Origin of the sequence: Nocardioides aequoreus, assembly GCF_000720335.1 — a bacterium.
Classification (GTDB): Bacteria; Actinomycetota; Actinomycetes; order Propionibacteriales; family Nocardioidaceae; genus Marmoricola; species Marmoricola aequoreus.
The window spans coordinates 236,645-261,209 of the sequence record NZ_JOJN01000001.1 but is presented as its reverse complement, the minus strand read 5'-3'; the positions used below and the strand labels follow the sequence as shown (position 1 = coordinate 261,209).

23 protein-coding genes are annotated in these 24,565 nt (G+C 74.4%); 11 read left to right on the top strand and 12 right to left on the bottom strand.

What is annotated here, in order from left to right; genetic code table 11:
- The first annotated feature begins 36 nt into the window (after positions 1 to 36).
- A complete protein-coding gene (locus tag IG63_RS0101215; RefSeq protein WP_030482559.1) occupies positions 37 to 771 on the top strand; it encodes a DinB family protein in 735 nt (244 codons plus the stop codon).
- A 5-nt stretch (positions 772 to 776) separates the two neighbouring features.
- Here the strand turns inward: IG63_RS0101215 and glgX are convergent, their stop codons facing one another.
- The 7 genes from glgX to IG63_RS0101180 form a co-directional block, all read right to left on the bottom strand.
- Positions 777 to 2,882 (bottom strand): glycogen debranching protein GlgX, encoded by a 2,106-nt coding sequence (gene glgX / locus IG63_RS0101210; protein WP_245604234.1) that lies wholly within the window; start codon positions 2,880 to 2,882, stop codon positions 777 to 779.
- Between the two features lie 34 nt (positions 2,883 to 2,916).
- Positions 2,917 to 3,690 carry a putative hydro-lyase gene (locus IG63_RS0101205; protein WP_211249160.1) on the bottom strand — a complete coding sequence of 258 codons (774 nt, stop codon included), beginning with the start codon at positions 3,688 to 3,690 and terminating at the stop codon, positions 2,917 to 2,919.
- Positions 3,678 to 4,616 carry a 5-oxoprolinase subunit C family protein gene (locus IG63_RS0101200; protein WP_157209970.1) on the bottom strand — a complete coding sequence of 313 codons (939 nt, stop codon included), beginning with the start codon at positions 4,614 to 4,616 and terminating at the stop codon, positions 3,678 to 3,680. Before IG63_RS0101200 ends, IG63_RS0101205 begins: the two co-directional genes overlap by 13 nt.
- Entirely contained in the window at positions 4,613 to 5,227 is a 615-nt protein-coding gene (locus IG63_RS0101195) for a 5-oxoprolinase subunit B family protein (RefSeq protein ID WP_030482555.1), read from the bottom strand. Before IG63_RS0101195 ends, IG63_RS0101200 begins: the two co-directional genes overlap by 4 nt.
- Before the next feature lie 10 nt (positions 5,228 to 5,237).
- Positions 5,238 to 6,023, bottom strand: a complete 786-nt coding sequence (locus IG63_RS0101190; RefSeq protein WP_030482554.1) for a LamB/YcsF family protein — start codon at positions 6,021 to 6,023, stop codon at positions 5,238 to 5,240.
- Positions 6,023 to 7,258, bottom strand: a complete 1,236-nt coding sequence (locus IG63_RS0101185) for an NRAMP family divalent metal transporter (protein WP_030482553.1) — start codon at positions 7,256 to 7,258, stop codon at positions 6,023 to 6,025. The genes IG63_RS0101190 and IG63_RS0101185 overlap by 1 nt, the downstream gene beginning before the upstream one ends.
- Positions 7,259 to 7,337: 79 nt before the next feature.
- Positions 7,338 to 7,997 carry a GntR family transcriptional regulator gene (locus IG63_RS0101180; RefSeq protein ID WP_051706014.1) on the bottom strand — a complete coding sequence of 220 codons (660 nt, stop codon included), beginning with the start codon at positions 7,995 to 7,997 and terminating at the stop codon, positions 7,338 to 7,340.
- Between the two features lie 33 nt (positions 7,998 to 8,030).
- Between IG63_RS0101180 and IG63_RS0101175 the strand changes: the two genes are divergently transcribed.
- The 4 genes from IG63_RS0101175 (at position 8,031) to IG63_RS0101160 (ending at position 11,214) form a co-directional block, all read left to right on the top strand.
- Positions 8,031 to 8,858 (top strand): enoyl-CoA hydratase/isomerase family protein, encoded by an 828-nt coding sequence (locus IG63_RS0101175; RefSeq protein WP_051706013.1) that lies wholly within the window; start codon positions 8,031 to 8,033, stop codon positions 8,856 to 8,858.
- Positions 8,859 to 8,885: 27 nt separating this feature from the next.
- A complete protein-coding gene (locus tag IG63_RS0101170; RefSeq protein ID WP_051706012.1) occupies positions 8,886 to 9,257 on the top strand; it encodes a hypothetical protein in 372 nt (123 codons plus the stop codon).
- Between the two features lie 154 nt (positions 9,258 to 9,411).
- A complete protein-coding gene (locus IG63_RS0101165; RefSeq protein ID WP_245604223.1) occupies positions 9,412 to 10,194 on the top strand; it encodes an electron transfer flavoprotein subunit beta/FixA family protein in 783 nt (260 codons plus the stop codon).
- A gap of 57 nt (positions 10,195 to 10,251) precedes the next feature.
- Positions 10,252 to 11,214: an electron transfer flavoprotein subunit alpha/FixB family protein gene (locus tag IG63_RS0101160; protein ID WP_030482548.1), complete on the top strand. Its 963-nt coding sequence runs from the start codon at positions 10,252 to 10,254 to the stop codon at positions 11,212 to 11,214.
- A 13-nt stretch (positions 11,215 to 11,227) separates the two neighbouring features.
- Here the strand turns inward: IG63_RS0101160 and IG63_RS0101155 are convergent, their stop codons facing one another.
- Both IG63_RS0101155 and IG63_RS0101150 read right to left on the bottom strand, forming a co-directional pair.
- Positions 11,228 to 11,878 carry a LuxR family transcriptional regulator gene (locus tag IG63_RS0101155; RefSeq protein ID WP_084596465.1) on the bottom strand — a complete coding sequence of 217 codons (651 nt, stop codon included), beginning with the start codon at positions 11,876 to 11,878 and terminating at the stop codon, positions 11,228 to 11,230.
- The gene (locus tag IG63_RS0101150; protein ID WP_157209968.1) at positions 11,875 to 13,392 is read right to left on the bottom strand and encodes a hypothetical protein; all 1,518 of its coding nucleotides are present in this window, start codon (positions 13,390 to 13,392) and stop codon (positions 11,875 to 11,877) included. Before IG63_RS0101150 ends, IG63_RS0101155 begins: the two co-directional genes overlap by 4 nt.
- Before the next feature lie 335 nt (positions 13,393 to 13,727).
- Between IG63_RS0101150 and IG63_RS0101145 the strand changes: the two genes are divergently transcribed.
- The 4 genes from IG63_RS0101145 to IG63_RS0101130 all read left to right on the top strand — a co-directional run bounded on the left by IG63_RS0101145 (position 13,728) and on the right by IG63_RS0101130 (position 17,613).
- Positions 13,728 to 14,921 carry a cysteine desulfurase family protein gene (locus IG63_RS0101145; RefSeq protein ID WP_030482545.1) on the top strand — a complete coding sequence of 398 codons (1,194 nt, stop codon included), beginning with the start codon at positions 13,728 to 13,730 and terminating at the stop codon, positions 14,919 to 14,921.
- Entirely contained in the window at positions 14,921 to 16,027 is a 1,107-nt protein-coding gene (gene mnmA, locus IG63_RS0101140) for a tRNA 2-thiouridine(34) synthase MnmA (protein ID WP_030482544.1), read from the top strand. Before IG63_RS0101145 ends, mnmA begins: the two co-directional genes overlap by 1 nt.
- Positions 16,024 to 17,007: a uroporphyrinogen decarboxylase/cobalamine-independent methonine synthase family protein gene (locus IG63_RS0101135; RefSeq protein ID WP_036194127.1), complete on the top strand. Its 984-nt coding sequence runs from the start codon at positions 16,024 to 16,026 to the stop codon at positions 17,005 to 17,007. The genes mnmA and IG63_RS0101135 overlap by 4 nt, the downstream gene beginning before the upstream one ends.
- A gap of 66 nt (positions 17,008 to 17,073) precedes the next feature.
- Entirely contained in the window at positions 17,074 to 17,613 is a 540-nt protein-coding gene (locus IG63_RS0101130) for a type 1 glutamine amidotransferase domain-containing protein (protein ID WP_030482542.1), read from the top strand.
- A 9-nt stretch (positions 17,614 to 17,622) separates the two neighbouring features.
- Here the strand turns inward: IG63_RS0101130 and IG63_RS20280 are convergent, their stop codons facing one another.
- The 3 genes from IG63_RS20280 to IG63_RS23760 form a co-directional block, all read right to left on the bottom strand.
- Positions 17,623 to 18,432 carry a hypothetical protein gene (locus IG63_RS20280; RefSeq protein WP_036194125.1) on the bottom strand — a complete coding sequence of 270 codons (810 nt, stop codon included), beginning with the start codon at positions 18,430 to 18,432 and terminating at the stop codon, positions 17,623 to 17,625.
- 112 nt (positions 18,433 to 18,544) lie between these two features.
- Positions 18,545 to 19,903, bottom strand: coding sequence for an MFS transporter (locus tag IG63_RS0101120; RefSeq protein WP_084596463.1), 1,359 nt, complete (start codon positions 19,901 to 19,903; stop codon positions 18,545 to 18,547).
- Positions 19,900 to 20,532 (bottom strand): alpha/beta hydrolase, encoded by a 633-nt coding sequence (locus IG63_RS23760; RefSeq protein WP_036194124.1) that lies wholly within the window; start codon positions 20,530 to 20,532, stop codon positions 19,900 to 19,902. Before IG63_RS23760 ends, IG63_RS0101120 begins: the two co-directional genes overlap by 4 nt.
- Before the next feature lie 104 nt (positions 20,533 to 20,636).
- Between IG63_RS23760 and ligA the strand changes: the two genes are divergently transcribed.
- Both ligA and IG63_RS23440 read left to right on the top strand, forming a co-directional pair.
- A complete protein-coding gene (gene ligA, locus IG63_RS0101110) occupies positions 20,637 to 22,784 on the top strand; it encodes an NAD-dependent DNA ligase LigA (protein ID WP_030482539.1) in 2,148 nt (715 codons plus the stop codon).
- A gap of 223 nt (positions 22,785 to 23,007) precedes the next feature.
- Positions 23,008 to 24,321 carry an HNH endonuclease signature motif containing protein gene (locus tag IG63_RS23440; protein WP_030482538.1) on the top strand — a complete coding sequence of 438 codons (1,314 nt, stop codon included), beginning with the start codon at positions 23,008 to 23,010 and terminating at the stop codon, positions 24,319 to 24,321.
- Positions 24,322 to 24,565 lie beyond the last annotated feature (244 nt).

Here is a 24,565-nt window from a genome sequence, read left to right as displayed (position 1 = left end):
ACGGCGACTGTCCCCGGTCGGCGTCATGATGTCGGGATGGTGGACTTCTCCAACACCCGTGAGCTCGAGGGCGCGACGTTCTACCGGGCCAGCCTCAAGGGCGCGACCCTGCGCTCCTCCGACGTCAGCGACGTGACGATGCGCAGCGTCGACGTCGGCGGGCTCGACATCGACAGCCACGACCTGGCCTTCGGCACCCTGCTGGTCAACGGCGTCGACGTGGTGCCGCTCGTCGAGGCCGAGCTCGACCGCCGCTTCCCGGGGCGCGCGCTGCAGCGCTCGACGACGCCCGAGGGCCTGCGCGAGGGCTGGGTCGCCGTGCAGGCCGCGTGGCAGGAGACGGTGGCCGACACCCCGCGGGCGCTGGTCGACGCCCACGTGGAGGACGAGTGGTCGCTGGCCGAGACGCTGCGGCACCTCGTGCTGGCCACCGACGCCTGGCTGCGCGGCGGCATCCTGGGCGTGGAGCAGCCCTTCCACGAGATCGGCATGATCTTCACCGGCGCCGCGGAGATGGGCTTCGACGTGTCGGTCTTCCGCGCCGACCCACCGACGTACGACGAGGTGCTCGCGGTGCGCGCCGAGCGGCAGCGGCTGGTGACCGACTTCCTGGCCACGGCGACGCCCGAGCTGCTGGCCGAGGAGCGCCGCAACCCATGGGGTGGCGGCGACGACTGGCGGCCCACCGTCGGCGACTGCCTGCGGGTGATCCTCGAGGAGGAGTGGGCCCACCTGCGCTACGTCCGGCGCGACCTCGCCCTCCTGCGCTGAGCGGCTCAGGCCTCCTGCAGCAGCACCAGCGAGCGGGCGGCGAGGAGCAGCTCCTCGCCCGCCACGACCTTGAGCGAGGTGGGCACGTCGGGGTCGGTCGAGAGGACCACCACGCCGGTGTGCACCCAGTCGTTCTCCGGCAGCGTCACGGTGCGCTCCTGGGGCGAGGCGTTGAGCCAGAGCAGGAAGCCGGTGTCGCGCAGCACCTCCCCGCGCGGGCCGAGGGTGCGCAGCGGGTCGCCGGAGACGAACATGCCGAGCACGTGCAGCGCCGGGTCCTGCCAGTCCTCGGGGGTCATCTCCCGGCCGTCGGGGTGGATCCACGCCAGGTCCTTCGCGCCGCCCGGCACCGTCGGCCGGCCCTCGAACCAGTGCCGCTGCCGCAGTGCCTCGTGCTCGCGCCGCAGCCGCAGCGCCGTCCGGGTGAGGTCGTAGACGTCGAGCCACGCGTCGTCGGCGCTCCAGTCGACCCAGGAGACCTCGTTGTCCTGCGAGTAGGGGTTGTTGTTGCCGCCCTGCGTGCGCCCGCGCTCGTCGCCCGCCGTGATCATGGGGACGCCGGCCGAGAGGCACAGCGTCACCATCAGGTTCGCCGCCTGCCGACGGCGCAGCGCGACGACGTCGGGGTCGTCGGTCTCGCCCTCGACGCCGCAGTTCCACGACCGGTTCTCGTCGCTGCCGTCGCGGTTGCCCTCGCCGTTGGCCTCGTTGTGCTTGCGGTCGTAGGAGACCAGGTCGCGCACCGTGAAGCCGTCGTGCGCGGTGACGAAGTTGATCGAGGCGTACGGCGAGCGCCCGTCGTCGAGGTAGAGGTCGCTGGAGCCCGCGAGCCGCGTCGCGACGGTGCGCACGCCGTCGGTGCGGGCGCGCCAGAAGTCGCGCATGGTGTCGCGGTACTGGTCGTTCCACTCGGTGAAGGGGGCCGGGAACTCGCCCACGCGGTAGCCGTCCATCGAGACGTCCCACGGCTCGGCGACCAGCTTCACGTGCCGCAGCACCGGGTCCTGGGTGACGCAGGTGAGGAACTTGCCGGCCATGTCGACCCGGTGGTCGGTGCGCGCGAGCGCGGAGGCGAGGTCGAAGCGGAAGCCGTCGACGTGCATCTCGGTGACCCAGTAGCGCAGCGAGTCGAGCACCAGCCGCAGCGAGCTGTGGTCGTCGGTGCTCACGGTGTTGCCGCAGCCCGTCACGTCCCAGTAGGTGTCGGGCTCCCGGCGGTGGGGCCGCGCGGCGACCCGTCGGTAGCTGCCGAGGTCGTCGAGCCCGCGCAGCGAGTACGTCGGCCCGTCGGGGCCCGCCTCGGCGGTGTGGTTGTAGACCACGTCGAGCAGCACCTCGATGCCCGCGGCGTGGAAGTCCTTGACCATCTGCTTGAACTCGGTGACCTGCTGCCCCCGGTCGCCCGAGGCGCTGTACGCCGCGTGGGGCGCGAAGAAGCCGACCGAGTTGTAGCCCCAGTAGTTGGTCAGCCCCAGGGGCGCCAGGTGCGGCTCGGAGCAGAACTGGTGCACCGGCAGCAGCTCGACGGCGGTGATCCCGAGGTCGGTGAGGTAGTCGGTGACGACGGGGTGGGCGAGGCCGGCGTACGTGCCCCGCAGCTCCTCGGGGATCCGGTCGTGCAGCTTGGTGAAGCCCTTGACGTGCAGCTCGTAGATCGCGCTGTCGCGCCAGCGGTAGCCGTGCTTGACGTCGCCGGACCAGTCGAAGTCGTCGTGCACCAGCACGCTGCGCCCGACGTACGGCGCCGAGTCGCGCTCGTCGGTGCCGTAGATCGCGGGGTGGGTGACGAAGTCGCCGCTCACCGCGCGGGCGTAGGGGTCGAGCAGCAGCTTGGCGGGGTTGAAGCGCAGCCCCTGCGTGGGGTCCCAGGGCCCGTCGGCGCGGAAGCCGTAGCGCTGGCCGGGGGAGAGCCCGGGCAGGGCGCCGTGCCAGATCCCCAGGCTGTGCTCGGTCAGCCGGTGCCGGCGCTCGACGTCGTCGTCGTCGAAGAGGCACACCCACACGGCCGTGGCGGCGGGCGCGTGCACCGCGAAGTTGGTCGCCTCCGGGGTCCAGGTGGCGCCGAGCGGCCAGTTGCGCCCCGGCCACGCGCTCAGGTCCAGGGAGGTCACGAGGGACAAGTATCCACCCTGCGCGCCCCCGGGCTCAGGGAACGACGTAGTCGCTGTCCCGCGCATCGGTGATCGCCATGTGCCCGGGCGCGTGGGTGATGGCGTACGCCGGGCGCGAGGCGGCGATCGCCGCCTGCGGCGTCACGCCGCACGCCCAGAAGACCGGCACGTCACCGGGCCCGAGCGCGACGGCCTCGCCGTAGTCGGGCGCGTCGAGGTCGGCGATGCCGAGGGCGGCGGGGTCGCCCACGTGCACGGGCGCGCCGTGCACGGCGGGGTAGCGGGCGGTCACCCGCACGGCGTCGGCCACCTGCGAGGCCGGCATCGGGCGCATCGAGACCACGAGCGGCCCCGACATCCGGCCGGCGGAGCGGCAGGGGCGGTCGGTGCGGTACATCGGCACGTTGCGCCGCTGCTCGACGTGGCGCACCGGCACCCCGGCGCGCTGGAGGGCGTCCTCGAAGGTGAAGGAGCAGCCGATCAGGAAGGCCACCAGGTCCTCGCGCCAGTGCTCGCGCGCGTCGTCGACCTCGGCGACGAGCTCGCCGTCGACGAAGACGCGGTACGCCGGCAGGTCGGTGCGCAGGTCGCCGTCGAAGATCCGGGTCGCCGTCGCCCCGACGTCGCCGACGTCGAGCACCGGGCACGGGCGCGGGTTGCGCTGTGCGAAGAGCAGCACGTCGTAGGCGAGCTCCTCGGGCACGGCGACGAGGTTGGCCTGCGTCCAGCCGTCGCACCACCCGGCGGTCGGTGTGCGCAGCCCCTCGCGGAAGCGGGCGCGGGCGTCGGCGGGGGTCAGGTCTCGCACGGTAGTTGAGGTCCTCTCACGTAGCGGAAGCGGAGCTGCTGGCCCGGCACGGCCTGGGCCGCCTGGGGCAGGTCCTCGGTGACGACGGTGGCGACGACGGGGTAGCCGCCCGTGACGGGGTGGTCGCGCAGGAAGAGCACGGGCAGGCCGTTGGCCGCCACCTGCACCGAGCCGGCGATCGTGCCCTCGCTCGGCAGCTCCTGGTCCTCGTGGCGGCGGCGCCGGCGCAGCGGCTCGCCCTCGAGCCGCACCCCGACGCGGTTGCTGCGCGAGTCGACCGTCCAGTCGCGGGTGAGCGACTCGCGGGCCTCCCGGGTGAACCAGTCGTCGCGCGGACCCGGGACGGCGCGCAGCACCAGGACGCCGTCGGTCGGCGTTGGCAGCGGGGCCTGGTCGAGGGCGGGGACCGGCCGCGCGGGGGTCGACCCGACGGGCACGACGTCGCCCTCGGCGAGCGGGGCGCCGAGACCGGAGAGGAGGTCGGTGCTGGCGGAGCCCAGCACGAGCGCCGGGACCAGCCCGCCGCGCACGGCGACCCAGCTGCGCAGCCCCGCGCGGGGTGGCTCCACCCGCACCGTGGCGCCGTCGGGCACGTGCACGGCCGCGCCGGTGCCGTGCTTGCGGCAGCCGTCGGGGCCCTCGACCACCAGGGTGACCGGCGCTCCCGTGGCGGCGAGGACGAGCGGGCCCTCGGCGCGCAGGACCAGGCCGCCGAGGGTGGTCTCCAGCCCGGCGGCGTCCTCGTCGTTGCCGACCAGGCGGTTGGCCAGGCGCAGCGCTCCCGGGTCGAGCGCACCGGACTCGGGGACGCCGAGCGCGGCGTGCCCCGGACGGCCCAGGTCCTCCACGACGGTGAGCGCGCCCGGCTGCTCGACGACGAGCCGCGCCGCGTGCCCACTCACCGGCCCGCTCACCGGCCCCCTCATCGGGCCTCCTCGAAGAGCACCCGCGTGCCGGGGGCGAGCAGGGCGGCGGGGTCGCGGTCGACGTCCCACATCGCCTCGTCGGTGCGGCCGATGAGCTGCCAGCCTCCCGGCGACTCCCGGGGGTAGACGCCGGTGAACTCGCCGGCGAGCGCGACCGCCCCCGCCGGCACCCGGGTGCGCGACTCGTCGCGGCGGGGCACCTCGAGCGGCCGGCCGCCCGCGTCGTCGACGAGGTAGCCGAAGCCCGGTGCGAAGCCGGTGAAGGCGACCCGCCAGGTGGTGGCGAGGTGGCGGCGCACCACCTCCTCGGTGTCGCAGCCGAGGTGCGCGGCGACGTCGTCGAGGTCCTCGCCGTCGTAGTGCACGGGGATGGTCACCTCCTCGCCGGTCGGGACCGCGTGGTCGGGCAGCTCGAGGTCGGCGACGACCGCGGCGGCCCGCTCCAGGGCGCGCTGGTCGGTGCAGCGCACCAGCAGCGTGCGGGCCGCCGGCACGAGGTCGACGACGCCGTCGGGTGCGGCCGCCTCGACCGCGGCGTGCAGCCGCAGCACGGTGTCGAGGTCGTCGACCTCCACCAGCGCGGCGGCGTCGCCGCACGGCAGCCACCTCATGCGGCGCTCCTCACGAGCCGTCGCCGGCGAAGGCGCGCAGGTCGACGCCCGCGTCCTCGAGGGTGCGGCGTACGGCGCGGGCCATCTCGACGGCGCCGGGGGAGTCGCCGTGCACGCACACCGAGTCGGCACGCACCTCGACGTCGCTGCCGTCGACGGCCTCGACGACGCCCTCGGTGACCAGGCGCAGCACGCGTGCGGCCACGGCCTCGGCGTCGTGCAGCACCGCCCCCAGCTCGCGGCGCGGCAGCAGGGTGGCCTCGGGTGTGTAGGCGCGGTCGGCGAAGGCCTCGCGCCGCGTCGTCAGCCCGGCCTCCTCGGCCAGCCGCAGCCAGGCCGAGCCGGGCAGGCCGAGCACCGGGAGGGTGGTGCCGAGCGCGTCCTGGTAGGCGACCACGGCCTCGACGACGGCGGCGGCCTGCTCCTCGTGGTGCACGATCGCGTTGTAGAGCGCGCCGTGCGGCTTGACGTAGCGCACCGCGCCCCCGGCCACCCGGGCGAGGCCGTCGAGCGCGCCGAGCTGGTAGAGCACGTCGGCGGTGAGGTCGGCGGGCTCCACGTCGATGAAGCGGCGGCCGAAGCCCGGCAGGTCGCGGTAGCCGACCTGCGCCCCGATGACGACGCCGTGCTCGACGGCCCAGGCGCACGAGCGCCGCAGCGTCCGCGGGTCGCCGGCGTGGAAGCCGCAGGCGATGTTGGCGCTGGTGACCAGCCCGAGCATCGCCTCGTCGTCACCGAGCTGCCAGGTGCCGAAGCTCTCGCCCAGGTCGCTGTTGAGGTCGACCGTCACCGTCATCAGGCCCATCCCATCAGCTCGGCGAGGCCCTTCATCGCGGGGACGACGACGCCGAAGGCCGCCAGCCACGCGAGGACCCCGAGCCCCAGCAGCCACTTCGGGTAGACGTAGCCGTCGAGCAGGTCGCGTCGCTTCCACGCGACCCACAGCAGCACGCCCAGGCCGAAGGGCAGGATCAGCGCGTTGAAGGCGCCGGCGAAGACCAGCAGGTTGACCGGCTGGGTGCCGAGCACGATGAAGACGGCGCTCGAGGCGACGATGAAGCCGACCACCACCCAGCGCTCCCAGTCGGTGACCCACTGGCCCAGCACCTTGATGAAGGAGGTGGAGGTGTAGGAGCAGCCGATCACCGAGGTGATCGCCGCGATCCACATGACGGTGCCGAAGAAGATCCGGCCCACGTCGCCCAGGGCGGCGGTGAAGGCCGACGCCACCGGGTTGGTCTCGTCGATGTCGGCACCCGCGCTGACCACGCCGAGGATGGCCAGGAAGAGCACGACGCGCATGACCGCGGTGATGGCGATGCCCAGGACCGAGGCGCGGGTGATCTCGCCGACCTGGTCGGCGCCGCGCACCCCGTTGTCGACCATCCGGTGGGCGCCGGCGTAGACGATGTAGCCGCCGACGGTGCCACCGATCAGGGTCGCGATCGCCAGCCAGCTGACGGTCTCCGGGGCGATGCTCTGGCGCAGCGCGTCGCCCGCGGGCGGGCTGCTCGTCAGGGCGACGTACGTCGTGAGCAGCAGCATCACCACGCCGAGCCCGATCACGATGCGGTCCATCGCGACGCCGGCCCGGCGGACCAGGAAGACCACGATCGCGAAGGCCGCCGACACCGCCGCGCCGACGCGCACGTCGAGGCCGAAGAGCGCGTTGAGGCCGAGCGTGCAGCCGGCGATGTTGCCGATGTTGAAGACCAGGCCGCCGAAGACGTCGAGGCCGGAGAGCACGTAGCCCGAGCCGGGGATCGCGGTGTTGGCGAGGTCCTGCGCGCGTCGTCCGGAGACGCCGATGATGCGCCAGACGTTGAGCTGCACCGCGATGTCGACGAGCACCGAGACCAGGATCGCGAAGGCGAAGGCCGCGCCGAGCTGCAGCGTGAAGGTCGCGGTCTGGGTCAGGAAGCCGGGCCCGATGGCCGAGGTCGCCATGAGGAACATGGCCCCGACGAAGCCGCTGCGGCCGGTGACCTTGAGGGCCTTGGACTCCTGAGACGGGGGTGCGCTCTGTGTCATGCGACACGACGCTAAGAATCGTTGAACAATCCGTCAAGGGATTGTTCAACGATTTTACGTGGCCGTCACGTGCCGACGCTCAGCCGCTGCGGCGTACCGAGACCACGAAGCCGACCTGCTCCTGGGCGTCGGTGAGGTAGGCGACGAGCTCGCGCTCGGCCTCGGCGACCTCGCCGCGGCGCAGCAGGTCGACCATCTGCGCGTTGCGCTCCAGGTAGGGCTCGTGGAAGCGGCGGCCGTCGGCGACCTGGGCGAAGGCCAGGCGCAGCTCGGCGAGCACGGTGACGAACATGTCGTCGAAGCGGGGGCTTCCGAGGGCGCTCACCAGGAGCTGGTGGAAGCGCAGGTCGGCCGTGGAGACGCCGCGCCAGTCGCCCTGCGCGGCCGCCTCCTGCGCGGCCGCCACGACGTCTCCCAGGGCGCCCGGGTCGACCAGCGCGAGGCCCCGCGGCTCGAGGGCGAGCCGGACGACGTAGATGTCGCGCACGTCGTCCTCGTCGAGGGTGCGCACCGCGACGCCCTTGTGGGCCTCGTGGGTGACGAGCCGGTCGCGCGCCAGCAGCCGGAAGGCCTCGCGCACGGTGTTGCGGGAGGCGTCGTGCTCGGTGGCCAGCGCGGCCTCGCGCAGCGGCTGCCCGCTGCGCAGCTCGCCCTCGAGGATGCGCTCGCGCAGCGCCCGCGCGACCTGCTCGGCCAGACCCGGACCCGGGTCGGCGGGGGAGATCAGTGAGGTCGGCACGCCCCCGATGGTGCCACTACTACTATCCGCCAGATGAGCACCGACGCCGCTGCCCCCGACGACTCACCTGCCGACTCGCCCGCCGACGCACTGGTCCGCCTCGAGGTCGCCGACGGGGTCGCCACGCTCCGGCTCGACCGCCCACCGATGAACGCGCTGAGCGTGCAGGTGCAGGAGGAGATCCGTGCCGCGGCCGCCGAGGCCACCGAGCGCGACGACGTGCGCGCCGTGGTGCTCTACGGCGGCGAGAAGCTCTTCGCGGCCGGTGCCGACGTCAAGGAGATGGCCACCATGTCGCACGCCGACATGGTCAAGCGCTCGGGCGCGCTGATGTCGGCGCTGAGCGCGGTCGCGCGCATCCCCAAGCCGGTCGTCGCCGCGGTCAGGGGCTACGCCCTGGGAGGCGGCTGCGAGCTGGCGCTGACCGCCGACGTCCGGATCGCCGCCGACGACGCGACGCTGGGCCAGCCCGAGATCCTGCTCGGCATCATCCCCGGCGCCGGGGGGACGCAGCGGCTCACCCGCCTGGTCGGGCCGAGCAAGGCCAAGGACCTGATCTTCACGGGCCGCTTCGTCAAGGCCGAGGAGGCGTTGGCGATCGGCCTGGTCGACCGGGTGGTGCCCGCCGACCGCGTCTACGACGAGGCGCTCGCGTGGGCCGGGCAGTTCTCCGGCGCGGCCGCGCTGGCGCTGCGGGCCGCGAAGGAGGCGATCGACCGCGGGGCCGAGGTCGACCTCGAGACCGGGCTCGAGATCGAGCGGCAGCAGTTCGCCGCACTCTTCGCGACCGAGGACCGTACCCGCGGCATGACCTCGTTCGTTGAGCAGGGACCAGGCAAGGCGTCCTTCGTGGGACGCTGACCCACCACCGCTGAAGGAGACCCCACCGTGCCCAAGGCCAGCACCGACGAGACCGGCGAGAAGAAGCGCTCCGGACCGAAGGCCCCGACCGTCGTCCGCGCGCAGCTCGCGCGCGTCATCCGGCTCGTCTTCGGCGTCCTCGCCGCGATCCTGGCCGTGGGTGCCGTGCTGGTGGTGCTCCGCGACAGCGTCAACGAGCAGAACAACATCGTGCGCTTCGTGCTCGACGTCGCCGACGCGGTCGCCGGGCCCTTCAGTCGCGACGACGGCATCTTCGACTTCGGCGGCGACAACGCCGCGGCCAAGAACGCCCTGGTCAACTGGGGGATCGCGGCCCTGGTCTACCTCGTCATCGGCCGCGTGCTGGCCGGCCTGGTCGGGCCGAAGGGCTCGCGCTGAGCCACCGGCACCCGGGTCCGACCCGTGTGACCCACCCCACCCGACGGCGACGTTCCCGCGTTCATGACCCGCGGGTAACCTCGCCGTAACCGTCCGCACCGATGGAGGAGGGGCCCTCTCCGGGGCCGCACACCGCATGAAGATCGTTGTTCTCGTGAAGTACGTGCCCGACGCGACCGCCGACCGGCAGTTCGAGTCCGACCACACCGTCGACCGGGCCGGGGTGCCCGGGCTGCTCTCCGAGCTCGACGAGTACGCCGTGGAGCAGGCGCTGCAGCTCAAGGAGAAGGCCGAGGGCGAGGACGTCGAGGTCGTCGCGCTGACGGTCGGCCCCGAGGCCGCGGCCGAGGCCGTGAAGAAGGCGCTGCAGATGGGCGCCGACTCCGGCGTCCACGTGACCGACGAGGCGATCGCGGGCTCCGACTACCTCGCGACCAGCCAGGTGCTGGCCGCCGCGGTGCGCAAGGTCGGCGAGTCCGGCGCCGTCGACCTGGTGCTGTGCGGGATGGCCTCGACAGACGCCTCCGGCAGCGTGGTCCCGGCGATGCTGGCCGAGCGCCTCGACCTGCCGCAGGTGACGCTGGGCTCGGTGATCGAGCGCCAGGGCGACCAGGTGCGGATCAAGCGCGACGGCGACACCTCCACCGAGGTGATCGGTGCGACCCTGCCGATCGTGCTGAGCGTGACCGACCAGTCCGGCGAGGCCCGCTACCCCTCCTTCAAGGGGATCATGGCGGCGAAGAAGAAGCCCGTGGAGACGTGGTCGCTGGCCGACCTGGGCGTCGACGCCGGCGAGGTCGGGCTCGACGCCGCCTGGTCGAAGGTCGAGGCGGCCGAGGCACGCCCGCCGCGCACGCAGGGCGAGATCGTCACCGACGAGGACGGCTCGGGCGCCACGGCGCTGGTCGACTTCCTGGCGTCGAAGAAGTTCATCTGATCCGTCGGTCGAGACCACGTCGAGACCCCGTCAAGACCACGCGAGAAGCGAGAAGAGATGTCTGAGGTTCTGGTGCTCGTCGACCACGTCGACGGCAAGGTCCGCAAGCCCACCTACGAGCTGCTGACGATCGCGGCGCGGCTCGGTGAGCCGGTCGCGGTGTTCATCGGTGAGTCGGCCAAGTCCGGCGAGGTCGCCGAGGCGGTCAAGAAGTACGGCGCGACCAAGGTCGTGGCCGTCGACGACGCCGAGATCAAGGGCTACCTCGTGGCCCCCAAGGCCGAGACGCTCCAGCAGCTCGTCGACAAGCACGGTCCCGCCGCGGTGCTGGTGCCCTCGACCGCGGAGGGCAAGGAGGTCGCCGCCCGGCTGGCGGTCAAGATCGGCTCCGGCCTGATCACCGACGCCGTCGACGTGCAGCCCGGCGAGTCCGGTCCGGTCACGACGCAGTCGGTCTTCGCCGGCGGCTGGACCACGCAGTCGGTGGTGACCAAGGGCGTCCCGGTGATCACCGTGAAGCCCAACTCGGCGGCCCCCGAGGAGGCCGAGTCCGCGGGCACGGTCGAGGAGTTCGCCCCGTCGATCTCCGAGGGCGCGAAGAAGGCCAAGATCGTGGCCTCGCAGGCCCGCAAGGCCTCGGGACGCCCCGAGCTGACCGAGGCCGCGATCGTGGTCTCCGGCGGCCGCGGCACCGGCGGTGACTTCTCCGAGGTCGAGGGCTTCGCCGACTCGCTCGGTGCGGCCGTGGGCGCCTCGCGCGCCGCGGTCGACTCGGGCTGGAAGCCCCACGCCTTCCAGGTCGGCCAGACCGGCAAGACCGTCAGCCCGCAGCTCTACGTCGCCAACGGCATCTCCGGGGCGATCCAGCACCGCGCCGGCATGCAGACCTCCAAGACCATCGTGGCGGTCAACAAGGACGAGGAGGCGCCGATCTTCGAGCTCGTCGACTTCGGCGTCGTCGGTGACCTCCACGCCGTGCTCCCCGCGGCGACCGAGGCCATCGAGAAGCGCAAGGGCTGAGCGGGGCTCGGGCTCAGCGCCAGGTGGCCCTCGCGGCGAGGGCCACGGCCTCGCGCTGCGAGCCCACCCCCAGCTTGGTGAGCACCGCGCGCACCTGCGTGCGCACGGTCGCCTCGGAGACGTGCGACGTCGCCGCGATCTCGCGCACCGAGCCGCCGGCCATCAGGCCCCGCAGGACGTGCGCCTCCCGGGGGCTCAGCGACTCCAGCGGGCGCTGCACCGCCTGGCGGCGACGGGACGACGCGCGCGCCTGCTCGATCAGCGCCGACCGGTGCTCGTGGTCCATCACCGGCTCGCCACGCACCGTGGCCAGCACGCTCTCGACGAGCTCGTCGAGCGGGCGCTCCTTGGGGATGTAGCCGGTCGCGCCGCGGCTCAGGGCCCGCCCGACCTGCTCGGTGTCCCGGGAGGCCGAGACGACCAGGACGGCCGCGCCGAGGCGCACCAGGTCGGGCACGAGCGCCGAGCCGTCGCCGAGGTCGCCGAGGTCGAGGTCGAGGAGCACGACGTCGGGCTGCAGTGCCTCGACCTCGCTCACGAGGCTCTCGTGGTCGGTCAGTGTCGGGACCGTGCACGCGACGCCACGGCTGCGCAGCGTGAAGGCGAGGGCGTGGGTGAGCAGCGGATGGTCGTCGATCATCACCACCTGGGGTGGGCGCGTCATCGGGCGCCCACCGCGACCCGGGTGGTGTTACCGCCACGGTCGCGCTGCCGGGGCACGGGCAGCGGCGGCGGGCACAGGGGGACGCCCAGCCGCCACGAGTCGTGGTCCGGGTCGTGGCGCAGCGTCCCGCTCTGCCGCCGCATCAGGTGCTGGGCGTGGCCGAGGTCGCCGACCGGATCGGCGACGCACCCGTCGGGCACGGCGCGCAGCCTGCGCGAGCGCGGCTCGCGAGCAGGACGGTCGGGGCTGGTGACCTCGACGACGGCCAGGTCGGCGTCGCTCCAGCCGGCCACGTGGAGGCGCGACTCCGGACGGTCGAGCAGGCTTCGCTCGATCACCTCGCGCAGCGCCAGCTCGAGGTCGGTGGCGTGGCCCAGCACGACGAGGGCCGGCACGGAGATGACGATCTCCGCGCCGCGGGCCACCGCGGAGCGTGCCGCCCGGGCGACGACCAGGTCGAGCGCGACCGGGCCGCACCCCAGCTCGATGCGGTGCTCGCGCAGGGCGTCCTCGAGCCGGGAGACCTCGGCGAGGGCCGCGTGTCGCAGCTGCGCCGTGCCGTCGGTGTCTGCCGCGGGGGCGGCGGCCCAGATCTGCATCGCGGCGCGGACGCCGGCCAGCGTGCCGCGGGCGTCGTGCGCGAGCCGACGCTCGCGCTGCTGCAGCGAGGCGAGGTCGTCCCGCGTGGTCAGCAGGTCGTGCTCCAGCTCCGCGCTGCGCCGCTGCTCGTCGCGCACCGCCGAGCGGAGGTCCTTCAGCGCCCACACCAGGGCGCCGCCGGCCAGGGTCGCGGCGATCAGCACCGCGGTTGTCGACCCAACACCGGGCACGCGGGGATCGACGGCGACCAGCGCCTCGGTCACCCCCATGAGCAGCAGGAAGGGGGCCAGGGTGCGGGCCCACGGGCGGGTCTCGGTGCGGTGGGCGGCGTAGCCGGCCGCGGCGATCCACAGTGCCGCCGTCAGCACCGAGACGAGCTGCAGCACCCGTGCTGTGGCGTCGGGCCACGTGGCGCTCGTCGCACCGAGCGCCAGCAGGGCCAGCGCCAGGACCCACGCCGCGCCCGCCACGAGGTACAGCCGGTCGTTGCGACGTCGGCGGGCGATCGCGAGCAGCAGCAGCGTCACCACGACGACCGCCGACAGCACGCGGCCCGCGCCCACCAGCGCCAGCTCCTCGGCCGTGGCACGACCGGGGTCGACGAAGCTGTGGCTCCACAGGTGCACCGGCATCAGGCCGACGGCGACCACGGCGAGGGCGCCCGCTCGGACCCGTGCCTCGGGCTGACCGGTGAGCATCGAGATCGCGAGCCGCAGGCTGGCCGCCACGAGGAAGACGCCCGCGGTGACCGCGATGGCGAGGCCGCCGTGGGCCCGCAGGTCCTCGGCGAGGTAGTGCCGGTGCAGCAGCGCGGCGAGCGTCACGGCCCCCGTGGTCGCCGAGACCACGGCGCCGGCCGTCAGCCACGACGCCGCGGGCACGCGGCTGGTCGTGGCTCCCCCGAGATCGGTCACGCAGCAGAGGGTGGGGTAGCCCACCGACAGCCGCAAACACCTGTCCACCGGAGGTCGGGCGCGGAGGGTGCAAACGTCTCGTCATGCGAACCCACCGGACATGTCGCCCGTCCGGTTGCACCCCACTTGCGGGTGTTTCAGCGCCTTGTCGAGGTGTCGGCTTCCCACGTGCTGAGACGTGGCGACTGTCCGCCACATGAGCGAGCAGGCCCGCCAGGTCTAGTCCACGCCGAGGGTCGCCGAGGGAGACCGGAGGCTGTTCGTCGGGAGCGGTCACCGCGGGCGACGCGGTCGGCGCGGGCCCCGTCCGGGGCTGCGCGTACGCTTGCCACTCGATGAGCGTGTACCTCGACCACGCGGCCACCACGCCGCTCTTCCCTGAGGCCGCGGCGGCGATGACCGCCGAGCTGACCCGGGTCGGCAACGCGTCCTCGCTGCACGCCTCCGGCCGTGCCGCGCGACGCGTGGTGGAGGAGTCGCGCGAGCGGATCGCGGGTGCCCTGGGCTGCCGCCCGGGTGAGGTGGTCTTCACCTCCGGCGGCACGGAGTCCGACAACCTCGCGGTCAAGGGCCTCTACTGGGCGCGGCACCACGACGACCCGCGCCGGGTGCGCGTGCTCAGCACCCCGGTCGAGCACCACGCCGTGCTCGACGCGCTGGCGTGGCTGGGCGAGGTCGGTGCCGAGGTCGAGCTCGTCCCGGTCGACGCGCAGGGGCGCCTCGACCTCGACGCCTTCGCCGCCACGCTCGAGGCCGACCCGGGCAGCGTCGCGCTGGCGAGCGTGATGTGGGCCAACAACGAGGTCGGCACGGTGCAGCCCGTCGGCGAGGCCCTGGCGCTCGCCCGGGCGCACGGCGTTCCGCTGCACACCGACGCGGTGCAGGCGCTCGGCCAGCTGCCGCTCGACTTCGCCGCCTCGGGCGTCGACGCGCTCACGGTGACCAGCCACAAGGCCGGCGGTCCGCACGGCGTGGGTGCCCTGCTGGTACGCCGCGAGCTCGCCCCGACACCGCTGCTGCACGGCGGCGGGCAGGAGCGCGACGTGCGCTCCGGCACCCTCGACGTGCCGGCCATCGCGGGCTTCGCGGTCGCGACGGAGCTGGCCGTGGCGAGGCAGGAGCAGCTGGCCTTGAGCCTGGAGCGGCTCGCGACCCGGCTGCGCGACGGCGTACGCCGCCAGGTGCCCGACGCGGTCGCGCACGGCGACCTCGTGCCCGGGCCCGACCACCGGCTTCCGGGCAGCGTGCACCTGAGCTTCCCGGGCTGCGAGGGCGACTCCCTGCTGATGCTCCTCGACGCCCGGGGCATCGAGTGCTCCACCGGCTCCGCCTGCGACGCCGGCGTGCCGCAGCCCAGCCACGTGATGCGGGCGATGGGCCACGACGAGGCCACCGCGCGCTCGTCGCTGCGCTTCTCCCTCGGCCACACCAGCACCGAGGCCGACGTCGACGCCGTGCTCGACGCGATCGGCCCGGCCGTCGAGCGGGCCCGCCGGGCCTCGCTGGCGATGCGACCGGTCGCGGGCTGATGCCGCCTCGGCGGGTCCTCGCCGCGATGTCGGGCGGGGTGGACTCCGCGGTGGCCGCGGCGCGCGCCCACGAGGCGGGGCACGACGTCACCGGCATCCACCTGGCGCTCTCGCGCAACCCGCAGAGCTACCGCTCGGGTGCCCGGGGCTGCTGCACCATCGAGGACGCCAACGACGCCCGCCGGGCGGCCGACGTCATCGGCATCCCCTTCTACGTCTGGGACCTCAGCGAGCGCTTCCACGAGGACGTGGTCGAGGACTTCCTCGACGAGTACGCCGCGGGCCGCACGCCCAACCCCTGCCTGCGCTGCAACGAGCGCATCAAGTTCGCCGCCGTGCTCGACCGGGCGCTGGCGCTCGGCTTCGACGCCGTGGTCACCGGCCACTACGCCACGGTGCGCGAGACGGCCGACGGGGTCGAGCTGCACCGCGCCGAGGACATGGCCAAGGACCAGAGCTACGTGCTCGGGGTGCTCACGCAGGAGCAGCTGGCCCACGCGCTCTTCCCGCTCGGCGGCACCGCCAAGCCCGAGGTGCGCGCCGAGGCCGCGCGGCGGGGGCTGCTGGTGGCCGACAAGCCCGACAGCCACGACATCTGCTTCGTCGCCGACGGCGACACCGGCGGCTGGCTCGCCGAGAAGCTGCGCGAGAGCGGCCGCGAGGTCGACAGCGGGGGCGACCTCGTCGACGCCGACGGCAGCGTGCTCGGTCACCACGAGGGGTCCTGGCGCTACACCGTGGGCCAGCGGCGCGGGCTCCGGATCGGGACCCCGGCCCCCGACGGCCGGCCGCGCTACGTGCTCGACATCTCGCCGGTCTCCGGCACCGTCACCGTCGGCTCCCGCGAGGAGCTGCGCGTCGACGGCCTGACCGCCACCCGCCCGCGCTGGTGCGGCGCGGCCCCCTCGGGCCCGGTGGAGTGCACGGTGCAGCTGCGCGCCCACGGCGGCGAGCTGCGCGCGGTGGTGCACGCCCGTGGCGACGAGGTCGACGTCGAGCTGCTCGACCCCGCCGAGGGCATCGCTCCCGGCCAGGCCGTGGTGGTCTACGTCGGCAGCCGCGTGCTCGGCTCGGCCACTATCGCGCAGACACGGCGGGCCGCGTGACCGCGCGGGTCACCGGCGTCGGCTCCATGCCCGGCGACGACGTCGCGGAGGCGGTGCGCGTGGTGCTCGGCGAGCTGGGCGAGCCGCCCGGGCTGCCGCACCTCCCCGAGCTGCCCGACCGGGGCGTGGGCGCCACGATGGTCGGTCGCGCCGCCGCGATCTGCACCGAGCTCGGCCTCGACCTGCAACCGGCCGGGTGGCGCCTGACCGGGTCGGCGGAGCCGGGCCTCGACCAGCGCCGGGCACGCTCGCTGCTGGCGCAGGACCTCGACGTCCTCGAGGAGCAGGCGCAGGGCTACCGCGGCGAGCTCAAGGTGCAGGTCACCGGCCCCTGGACGCTGGCCGCGAGCGTCGAGCGGCCCCGCGGCGACCGCGTGCTCGCCGACCACGGCGCCCGCCGCGAGCTCGCCCAGGCCATGGCGGCGGGCGTCGCCGACCACCTGGCCGACGTACGCCGCCGGCTCCCCGGCGCCACCGTGCTGCTGCAGGTCGACGAGCCGGCACTGCCGGCGGTCCTGGCGGCGCGGGTGCCGACGGCCTCCGGCTTCGGCCGCCACCGCAGCGTGGCGCCGCCCGAGGCCTCCGAGGCGCTCTCGTGGGTGCTCGGCGTCGCGGAGGCCCCCGTCGTGCACTGCTGCGCGGCCGACGTGCCGGTCGACCTGCTCCGCGGGGCCGGTGCCGGGGCGCTCTCGGTCGACCTCGCCGTGCTCGCGCCCGCGGCGTACGAGGGGCTCGCGACGGCGCTGGAGGCGGGGGAGCGGGTGCACCTGGGCGTCGTCCCCGCGGTGGCGCCGGAGGTGCCCCCGGTGGGGTCGGTCGTCGACCGGGTGCGCTCGTGGCTCGACATGCTCGGCCTCGACGTCGAGGAGGTCGGCGAGCGGCTCGTGCTCACCCCGGCCTGCGGCTCGGCCGGGGCGACGGCGGCGTACGCCCGCGCGGTGCTGCGACGGCTGCGCGAGGTGGCGACCGAGCTCGGCTGACCGCGTGGCGACGGCGGACTCGGGTACCCCTGGGTCGCCAGACGTCCCCATCGACAGGAGCTGTTCGTGCCTGACCTTTCCGGCAAGAAGATCGCCATCATCGCCACCTCGCACTTCGAGGAGTCCGAGCTCACCACGCCGCGCGACGAGCTGCGGGCCGCCGGCGCGGAGGTGCGCATCTACTCCACCGACGGCGAGCCCATCCAGGCCGTCGAGGGCGATACCGAGCCGACCCAGAAGATCGCCGTCGACGGGGTCTTCACCGACCTCGACGTCGCCTCGGTCGACGCGGTGGTCGTGCCGGGCGGCACCGTCAACGCCGACACCATCCGCACCGACGAGGACGCGCAGGAGATCACGCGCCAGGCGCTCGAGCACGAGAAGGTGCTCGCCGTGATCTGCCACGGCCCGTGGCTGCTGGTCTCGGCCGGCGTCGCGGAGGGCCGGCGGCTGACCAGCTACCCGAGCCTGGCGATCGACCTGCAGAACGCCGGCGCCGACTGGGTCGACGAGGAGGTCGTCGTCGACGGGACCCTGGTCACCAGCCGCAACCCCGACGACCTGCCGGCCTTCGTCGAGGCGATCGGCGAGCTGCTGACCGCCTGAGCAGGCGGATCAGGCCGACGGAGTGGCGCTCGGCGACGCGTCGGGCGCCTCCGTCGGCTCGGCGGCGTCCGGGGCCGGCGCGCTCGGGGTCGGGGTCGGCGTCGTCGGCTCCACGGTCGGTGTCGGCTCGACGGACGGCTCCTCGGTGGGCTCGGTCGTCGGCGTCGGGTCGGCGTCGTCGGACGGCGTCGCGTCGTCACTGGGGGAGGGCGTGGCCCCGTCGTCCGGCTGCTGCTCGTCCTCCTGCGGCGCCGGCTCCTCGTCGCGGGTGTCGCCGCCGCCCCGGAAGACGTTGCCGACCGTCGTGCGGCTGCTGTCGTCGCCGGTGACGGTGTCGGACACCGAGCGCCCGGTCACGCCCTCGAAGGACGTGAGCACAGCCAGGGTCACGAGCATCACCGCGGCGCTGGCGAGGGCGACGCGACCCCAGGGCAGCTGCTTGCCGCGGGGGTCGAAGCGGCGCCACCAGGCGACGTCCTCGCCCGCCTCCGCGGGTGTGGCGCCGTCCTCGACCGGCGGCATCACGGCGGTCTCGTCGACCCGCCCGCGCGTGCGGGGCAGGCCGTTGGGGAGCAACGCCCCCTCGCGCACCTGGGCCGCCGTGCGCCGGGCCAGCTCGCTGGTGCGCTTGAGCGAGTAGGTGTAGGTCGCCGCGCCCACCGTCGCGATCACGCTGCCCAGGGCGGCGCCGATGAGCGTGCCGGCGGTGCCCGCCCAGGAGGCGACGAAGGCGGCTGAGGTCGCCGCCAGCGCACTGGCCGCGACCTGGACGGGGGACAGCTCCAGCTTGCGGGGGGTCGAGTCGTCTTCCTCGGTCATGATCTCTTCACGGTGGGGGGCGGTCGTGCGTCAGGTAGGACGTCGCGGGCGGGGTCGTTCGTTCCTGGAGTGCGGGGTGACCTCGGCCACGCCGCCCGGGAAGCGTCGCCGCTCAGCCCTCCGTCGACTGTGACACACGCAGCTGAGGCCACAGGGCGACCAGCCCCAGCACCGGCAGCACGGTGAGCAGCGCCAGCGACGGGGCCATGCCGAGGACGTCGCCGAGGCCGCCGACGACGGCCGACCCCACACCCCCTCCGACCAGGAAGAAGAGCGTCGCGATGCCGAGCGCGACGCCGCGCACGTCGTCGTCGACCGCGTCGCCCACCGCGGCGGTCAGCGCGGGCTGACCGAGCCCGAAGGCGAAGGTCACGGCGACGACCGCCGCGACCAGCAGGGTGGCGGAGGTCACCGCGGCCCCCAGGGCCGAGACGAGCAGCGCCACCGCGGAGACCGTGGCGGCCAGCCCGAGCGCGCGGGTCGCGCCCACCCGCTCGAGCAGCGGCCCGGCCAGGCGCGGGGCGAGCAGCCCCGTCGCGGCGCTGGGCAGCAGCGCCACGCCGACGTGCCACGGCTCCCACCCGTCGGCGACGAGCACCGCGGGCACGGCGATGAGCAGCGCGAACCACACCGCCGGCACGGCGCCGGCGGCCAGCGCGCTGCGCACCACGGTGGCGTTGCGGATCACCTCGGCGGGCAGGAAGCCGTGGGGACGGCGGCGTACCCACGCCGAGACCGCGGGGATGCCCGCCACGGCGAGGACGGCCCCGATCACGGCCACGGCCGGGCCGGTGGAGGGGGACTGCACGAGCAGCACCACGCCTCCGGCCGTGCCGGCGACCAGCACAGCACCGACCAGGTCGAGGCGGGCGCCGCTGCCGTCGGTCGGGACGTGGCGCCACAGCAGCGGCAGCACCAGCAGACCCAGGACCGGCAGCGCGACCACGGCGCGCCAGCCGAGCAGGCCCTCGACGACGCCGCCCGCCAGCGGACCCAGGCAGCTCAGCGCCGCGGCCATGCCGGCGACCGTGCCGAGCGCGGCGCCGCGGCCGGCGCCCGGGAAGCGCGCGCTGACGATAGCGACGCCGAGCGTGGGCACCGCCGCGGCGCCGGCCCCCTGCAGCAGCCGGGCCGCCAGGAGCACGCCGAAGTCGGGGGAGAGCGCGCCCGCGAGCGCGCCCAGCGCCATGAGCGAGACGCCCGCCACGAGCGGCAGCCGCTGGCCGACGAGGTCGGAGAGCCGTCCGTAGAGCGCGGTCATCACCGCGAGCATCAGCACGTAGAGGCTGATCGCCCAGGCGCTGACACCGGTGCTGACGCCGAGGTCCTCGGCGAGGGCCGGGAGGGCGATGGCGGCCGAGGAGCTGCCGAGCCCGGCGAGCCCGAAGAGGAGCCCGACGAGCACGGGCAGGTGGGCGGGCGAGCGGGTGGCGTACATCAGGGGTCGCAACCGCGTCGCCGCCCGGGTCATTCCCGGTCGAGCACGCGCAGCGTGGCCCTGAGCGCGAAGCGGTTCCACCGGTCGGGCCGCGCCAGCATGTAGTGGCCGAGGGGGCCCAGGTCCTCGAACTCCGCCGACGCCGCCACCCGGGCGGCGCGGTCGACGTACGCCCGGGTGTGGCGGGCCGAGGTGATCCGGTCGCGGCTCCCGTGACCGGCGACGAGGTGGCGGCCGCGCAGCGTGGCGACCGGGTCGCCGGCGTCGAACCACGGCGCCAGCCCGACCACCCCGACCACGGCCGGGTGGTCGGCCACGTGCACGGCGGTGCGGGCCCCCATGGAGTGGCCGAGCAGCGCCACCGGCAGCCCGGGGTGCTCGTGGCTGAGCTGCTCCAGCGCCCAGCGGGCGTCCGGCACCGGGGAGGGCTCGAGCGCGGAGCCGGCGTTCCAGCCGCGCACGGCGTAGGTCAGCAGGTGCACCGCCAGCCCGGCGTCGCGGAAGCGCGGCTCCAGCACCCGGCGCATGGTGTCGGAGCGCCAGCGCGAGGCGCTGCGGCTGCCCACGGGCTCGGTGCCGCGCGGCTTGCCGCCGTGCAGCATCAGCACCACGCCGCGTGGCTGCTCGGGCGGGGTGGAGCTGGTGAGGGCGGGCTCGGGCACGGGGGTCCTCTCGGGTGGGGTGACGGGCGTGCGTGGTTCGGCGGCGTACGGCGCTCGGATGGGGTACCCCGCCCGCGGCCCCGATGTCGGTGGTGACGGGCAAGATGGTGCCCGTGAGCAGCAGTCCCCAGGCCACCCGCCAGGCCACCCCCGAGGCCGACCCCGCCGCCGAGCTGCGCCAGGAGCACCGCCGGCTCGTCGAGGAGGTCGAGGAGGCGCGCTGGCGCTACTACGTGCTCGACGACCCCACCCTCTCCGACGCCGACTTCGACGTCCGCATGCGGCGCCTGGAGGAGCTCGAGGAGCAGGTGCCCGACCTGCGCACGCCCGACTCCCCGACGCAGCGGGTCGGCGGCGCGGTGTCCACGGAGTTCACGGCCGTCGACCACCTCGAGCCGATGCAGAGCCTCGACAACGCCTTCTCGCTCGAGGAGCTCGAGGCGTGGGCCGTCCGGCTGGCGCGCGAGGGCGTGAGCGACGCCGCCTACCTCTGCGAGCTGAAGGTCGACGGCCTCGCGATCAACCTGCTCTACGAGGAGGGCCGCCTGGTCCGCGCCCTCACCCGCGGCGACGGCCGCACGGGCGAGGACGTCACGCCCAACGTCAAGACGATCGACTCGATCCCGCACCGGCTGCAGGCGGCCGAGGGGTTCGAGGTGCCGGCACTGCTCGAGGTGCGGGGCGAGGTCTTCCTGCCCGTCGCGGCCTTCGACCAGCTCAACGAGCAGATGACCGAGGCCGGCAAGCCCATGTTCGCCAACCCGCGCAACGCCGCCGCCGGCTCGCTGCGGCAGAAGGACCCCCGGGTCACCGCCCGCCGCGCGCTCGGCATGGTCTGCCACGGCATCGGGGCCCGCCAGGGCTTCGAGGCCACGACCCAGTCCGAGGCCTACGCCGCGCTCCGCGCCTGGGGCCTGCCCACGAGCGACCGCGCCAAGGTCGTCGACGGCCTGGCGGCGGTGCAGGAGTTCGTGGAGCACTACGGCGAGCACCGCCACGACGTCGAGCACGAGATCGACGGCGTCGTGGTCAAGGTCGACGACGTCGCGCTGCAGCGCCGGCTCGGCTCCACCAGCCGCGCGCCCCGCTGGGCCATCGCCTTCAAGTACCCGCCCGAGGAGGTCAACGCCGAGCTGCTCTCCATCGAGGTCAACGTCGGCCGCACCGGCCGCGTGACGCCGTACGGCGTGATGGTGCCGACCAAGGTCGCGGGCTCCACGGTCGAGAACGCCACGCTCCACAACGCCCACGAGGTCAAGCGCAAGGACGTGCGACCCGGCGACACCGTGATCCTGCGCAAGGCCGGCGACGTGATCCCCGAGATCCTCGGCCCGGTGCTGGCGCTGCGTCCCGACGGCCTGGCCCCCTGGGTGATGCCGACCCACTGCCCCTCCTGCGGCACCGAGCTGCGCGAGGAGAAGGAGGGCGACAAGGACCTGCGCTGCCCCAACCACGTCGCCTGCCCGGGCCAGGTCCGCGAGCGCATCTTCCACGTCGCGGGCCGTGGCGGCTTCGACATCGAGGGCATGGGCTACGAGGCGGCCGTCGCGCTGCTCGACGCCGGCGTGATCACCAACGAGGGCGACGTCTTCGACCTCGACGAGGACAAGCTGCTGCGCACCGAGCTCTTCACCCGCGCGGCGAAGAAGACCGAGGCCGAGCGCGCCACCGACGGGCGGGTCCTCTCGGCCAACGGCGAGCGGCTGCTGGCCAACCTGCGCTCGCGCCTCGACGTACCGCTGTGGAGGGTGCTGGTCGCCCTGTCGGTCCGCCACGTCGGCCCCACCGCCGCTCGCGCCCTGGCCACCCGCTTCGCCTCCATGCAGGCGATCCGCGAGGCCCCCGAGGAGCTGCTCGCCGACACCGAGGGCGTCGGCCCCACCATCGCGGCCTCGGTGCGCCGCTTCTTCGACGACGAGCCCGACGCCGCCTGGCACAACGCCGTCGTCGACTCCTGGGCCGCCGCCGGCGTGAGCATGGAGGACGAGCGCGACGCCTCGGTGGCCCGCACCCTGGAGGGCCTCACCGTCGTCGCCACCGGCTCCCTCGAGGACTTCACCCGCGACTCCGTGAAGGAGGCCATCATCAGCCGCGGCGGCAAGGCCTCCGGCTCGGTCTCGAAGAAGACCGACTACGTCGTCGTCGGCGACAACGCCGGCTCCAAAGCCGACAAGGCCGAGCAGCTCGGCGTCCCCATCCTCGACGAGGCGCAGTTCAAGCTCCTCCTCGAGCAGGGCCCGGACGGCCTCTGACCCTGACCCACCCGCGTCTCCGGGTGGTCGAGGAGGTCGCGGGGCTGTTCTTCGGGAGGTCGCGGGGCTGTTCTTCGGGTGGTCGAGGAGGTCACCCAACCCCCGGGTGGTCGAGGAGGTTGCGCAGCAACCGTCTCGAGACCCCCGCCACCCGTCCAGAGAGCTTGTCCACAGACAGTAGAACACCTGTTCGATTGTCAGTCACGTGGCGTAGAATCAACTCATGGAGCCCAGCCCCTACCTCCCCAAGCGCCAGGTCCTCGACGTCCTCGTCGAGGCCCGCGCCGAGGAGGAGGAGGCGCAGGTCCGCCAGCTCCGTCTCGCGCTCCAGTGGGCCCTGCTCCACCCCGCCGCCGAGGGCGCGGCGTACGCCGGCTGGGGTGACGACGGCCTGGTGCTCGGCGACGGCGTGGGTGGACCGCTCCCGCTGGCCGGCGACGGCGCTCCGCTCGTCGCGGCGGCCGCACCACTGGAGCTGGCCGCCGCCCCGGGTCGTCCGGCCGAGCACGCCCAGCAGCTGCTGGGCGACACCCTGGAGCTGGTCTTCCGGCTGCCGCGGTTGTGGGAGCTAATGTGCGCCGGCCGGGTCGCGGTGTGGCGTGCCCGTGCGATCTCCGGGGAGACCCGCGACCTCTCGCTGGATGCGGCGCTGCACGCCGACCGGCTGCTCTGCGCCGTGCCGGACCGGCTCGACCAGCTGTCGGCCGCGGGGGCGGCGCGTCTGGTGCACGAGGCGCGGCTGCACGCCGACCCCGACCGCGCGAGGGCCGACGAGGACGAGGCGCTGACGCGGCGTGGGGTGTGGCTGCAGCGCGACGGCCGCGCCCCTGGGGTGACCGACGTCCACCTGACGCTCGACACCCCCGAGGCGATGGCCTTCCACCACACCGTCGGACGACTCGCGGGCGAGCTCAAGGAGCTGGGTGACACCGACGTCCTCGACGTCCGCCGCGCCAAGGCCGTCGGGGTCCTCGCCGACCCGCAGCACGCCCTGGATCTGATGACCGGGGAGACCACCGACCCGCGACCCCGCACCGCCGGCACCCTCGACCTGAGCGTCCACCTCACGCCGTCGGACCTCGAGGGCGACGGCGTGGCGGTCGTCGAGCGGCTCGGCGCCCTGTCCACTGAGCTCTTCGCCGGCTGGCTCGCCCGCTGCGGCATCGAGGGAGCCACCGTCAGGGTCCGACCCGTCATCGACCTCGCCGCCGACAACTCGGTCGACCGCCACGACCCACCACCCGCGATGCGCGAGCAGGTGATCCTGCGCGACGCCCACTGTGTCTTCCCCGGCTGCGCCCGCGACTCCCGCTCCTGCGACCTCGACCACATCCAGGCATACGACCCCGACGGCCCGCCCGGCCAGACGCGACCTTCCAACCTCGCGCCACTCTGCCGGCGCCACCACCGCGCCAAGACCCACGCCGGCTGGACCTACGTCCGCCGCCGCGACGGCACCTACGACTGGACCAGCCCTCAAGGCCAGACCTACACCGTCGTCCCCACCTCGCGCTTACCCATCGCCACCCACCACTGACCAACCGCAAGTCCACCCCGCGCCACCCCCCCGGTGGTCGAGGAGGTTGCGCAGCAACCGTCTCGAGACCCCCGCACGCCCGCACCTCACCGGGTCTCGAGACAGGCGCTGCGCGCCTTCCTCGACCACCGGGGGTCGGGCTGCGCGTCTTCCTCGACCTCCCGTGCCCTGTCGGTCGAGCTTGTCGAGACCCCCGCGCGCCTGCGCACCTCACCGGGTCTCGAGACAGGCGCTGCGCGCCGTC

Bases quoted from the DNA above. Each gene is read 5' to 3' on its own strand.
- IG63_RS0101195 (WP_030482555.1), bottom strand. From the start codon at position 5,227: ATGAGGTGGCTGCCGTGCGGCGACGCCGCCGCGCTGGTGGAGGTCGAC.
- IG63_RS0101200 (WP_157209970.1), bottom strand. From the start codon at position 4,616: ATGAGGGGGCCGGTGAGCGGGCCGGTGAGTGGGCACGCGGCGCGGCTC.
- IG63_RS0101145 (WP_030482545.1), top strand. From the start codon at position 13,728: ATGAGCGTGTACCTCGACCACGCGGCCACCACGCCGCTCTTCCCTGAG.
- mnmA (WP_030482544.1), top strand. From the start codon at position 14,921: ATGCCGCCTCGGCGGGTCCTCGCCGCGATGTCGGGCGGGGTGGACTCC.
- IG63_RS0101215 (WP_030482559.1), top strand. From the start codon at position 37: ATGGTGGACTTCTCCAACACCCGTGAGCTCGAGGGCGCGACGTTCTAC.
- IG63_RS0101175 (WP_051706013.1), top strand. From the start codon at position 8,031: ATGAGCACCGACGCCGCTGCCCCCGACGACTCACCTGCCGACTCGCCC.
- IG63_RS0101190 (WP_030482554.1), bottom strand. From the start codon at position 6,023: ATGACGGTGACGGTCGACCTCAACAGCGACCTGGGCGAGAGCTTCGGC.
- ligA (WP_030482539.1), top strand. From the start codon at position 20,637: ATGGTGCCCGTGAGCAGCAGTCCCCAGGCCACCCGCCAGGCCACCCCC.
- IG63_RS0101155 (WP_084596465.1), bottom strand. From the start codon at position 11,878: ATGACGCGCCCACCCCAGGTGGTGATGATCGACGACCATCCGCTGCTC.
- IG63_RS23440 (WP_030482538.1), top strand. From the start codon at position 23,008: ATGGAGCCCAGCCCCTACCTCCCCAAGCGCCAGGTCCTCGACGTCCTC.
- IG63_RS0101120 (WP_084596463.1), bottom strand. From the start codon at position 19,903: ATGACCCGGGCGGCGACGCGGTTGCGACCCCTGATGTACGCCACCCGC.
- IG63_RS20280 (WP_036194125.1), bottom strand. From the start codon at position 18,432: ATGACCGAGGAAGACGACTCGACCCCCCGCAAGCTGGAGCTGTCCCCC.
- IG63_RS0101185 (WP_030482553.1), bottom strand. From the start codon at position 7,258: ATGACACAGAGCGCACCCCCGTCTCAGGAGTCCAAGGCCCTCAAGGTC.
- IG63_RS0101160 (WP_030482548.1), top strand. From the start codon at position 10,252: ATGTCTGAGGTTCTGGTGCTCGTCGACCACGTCGACGGCAAGGTCCGC.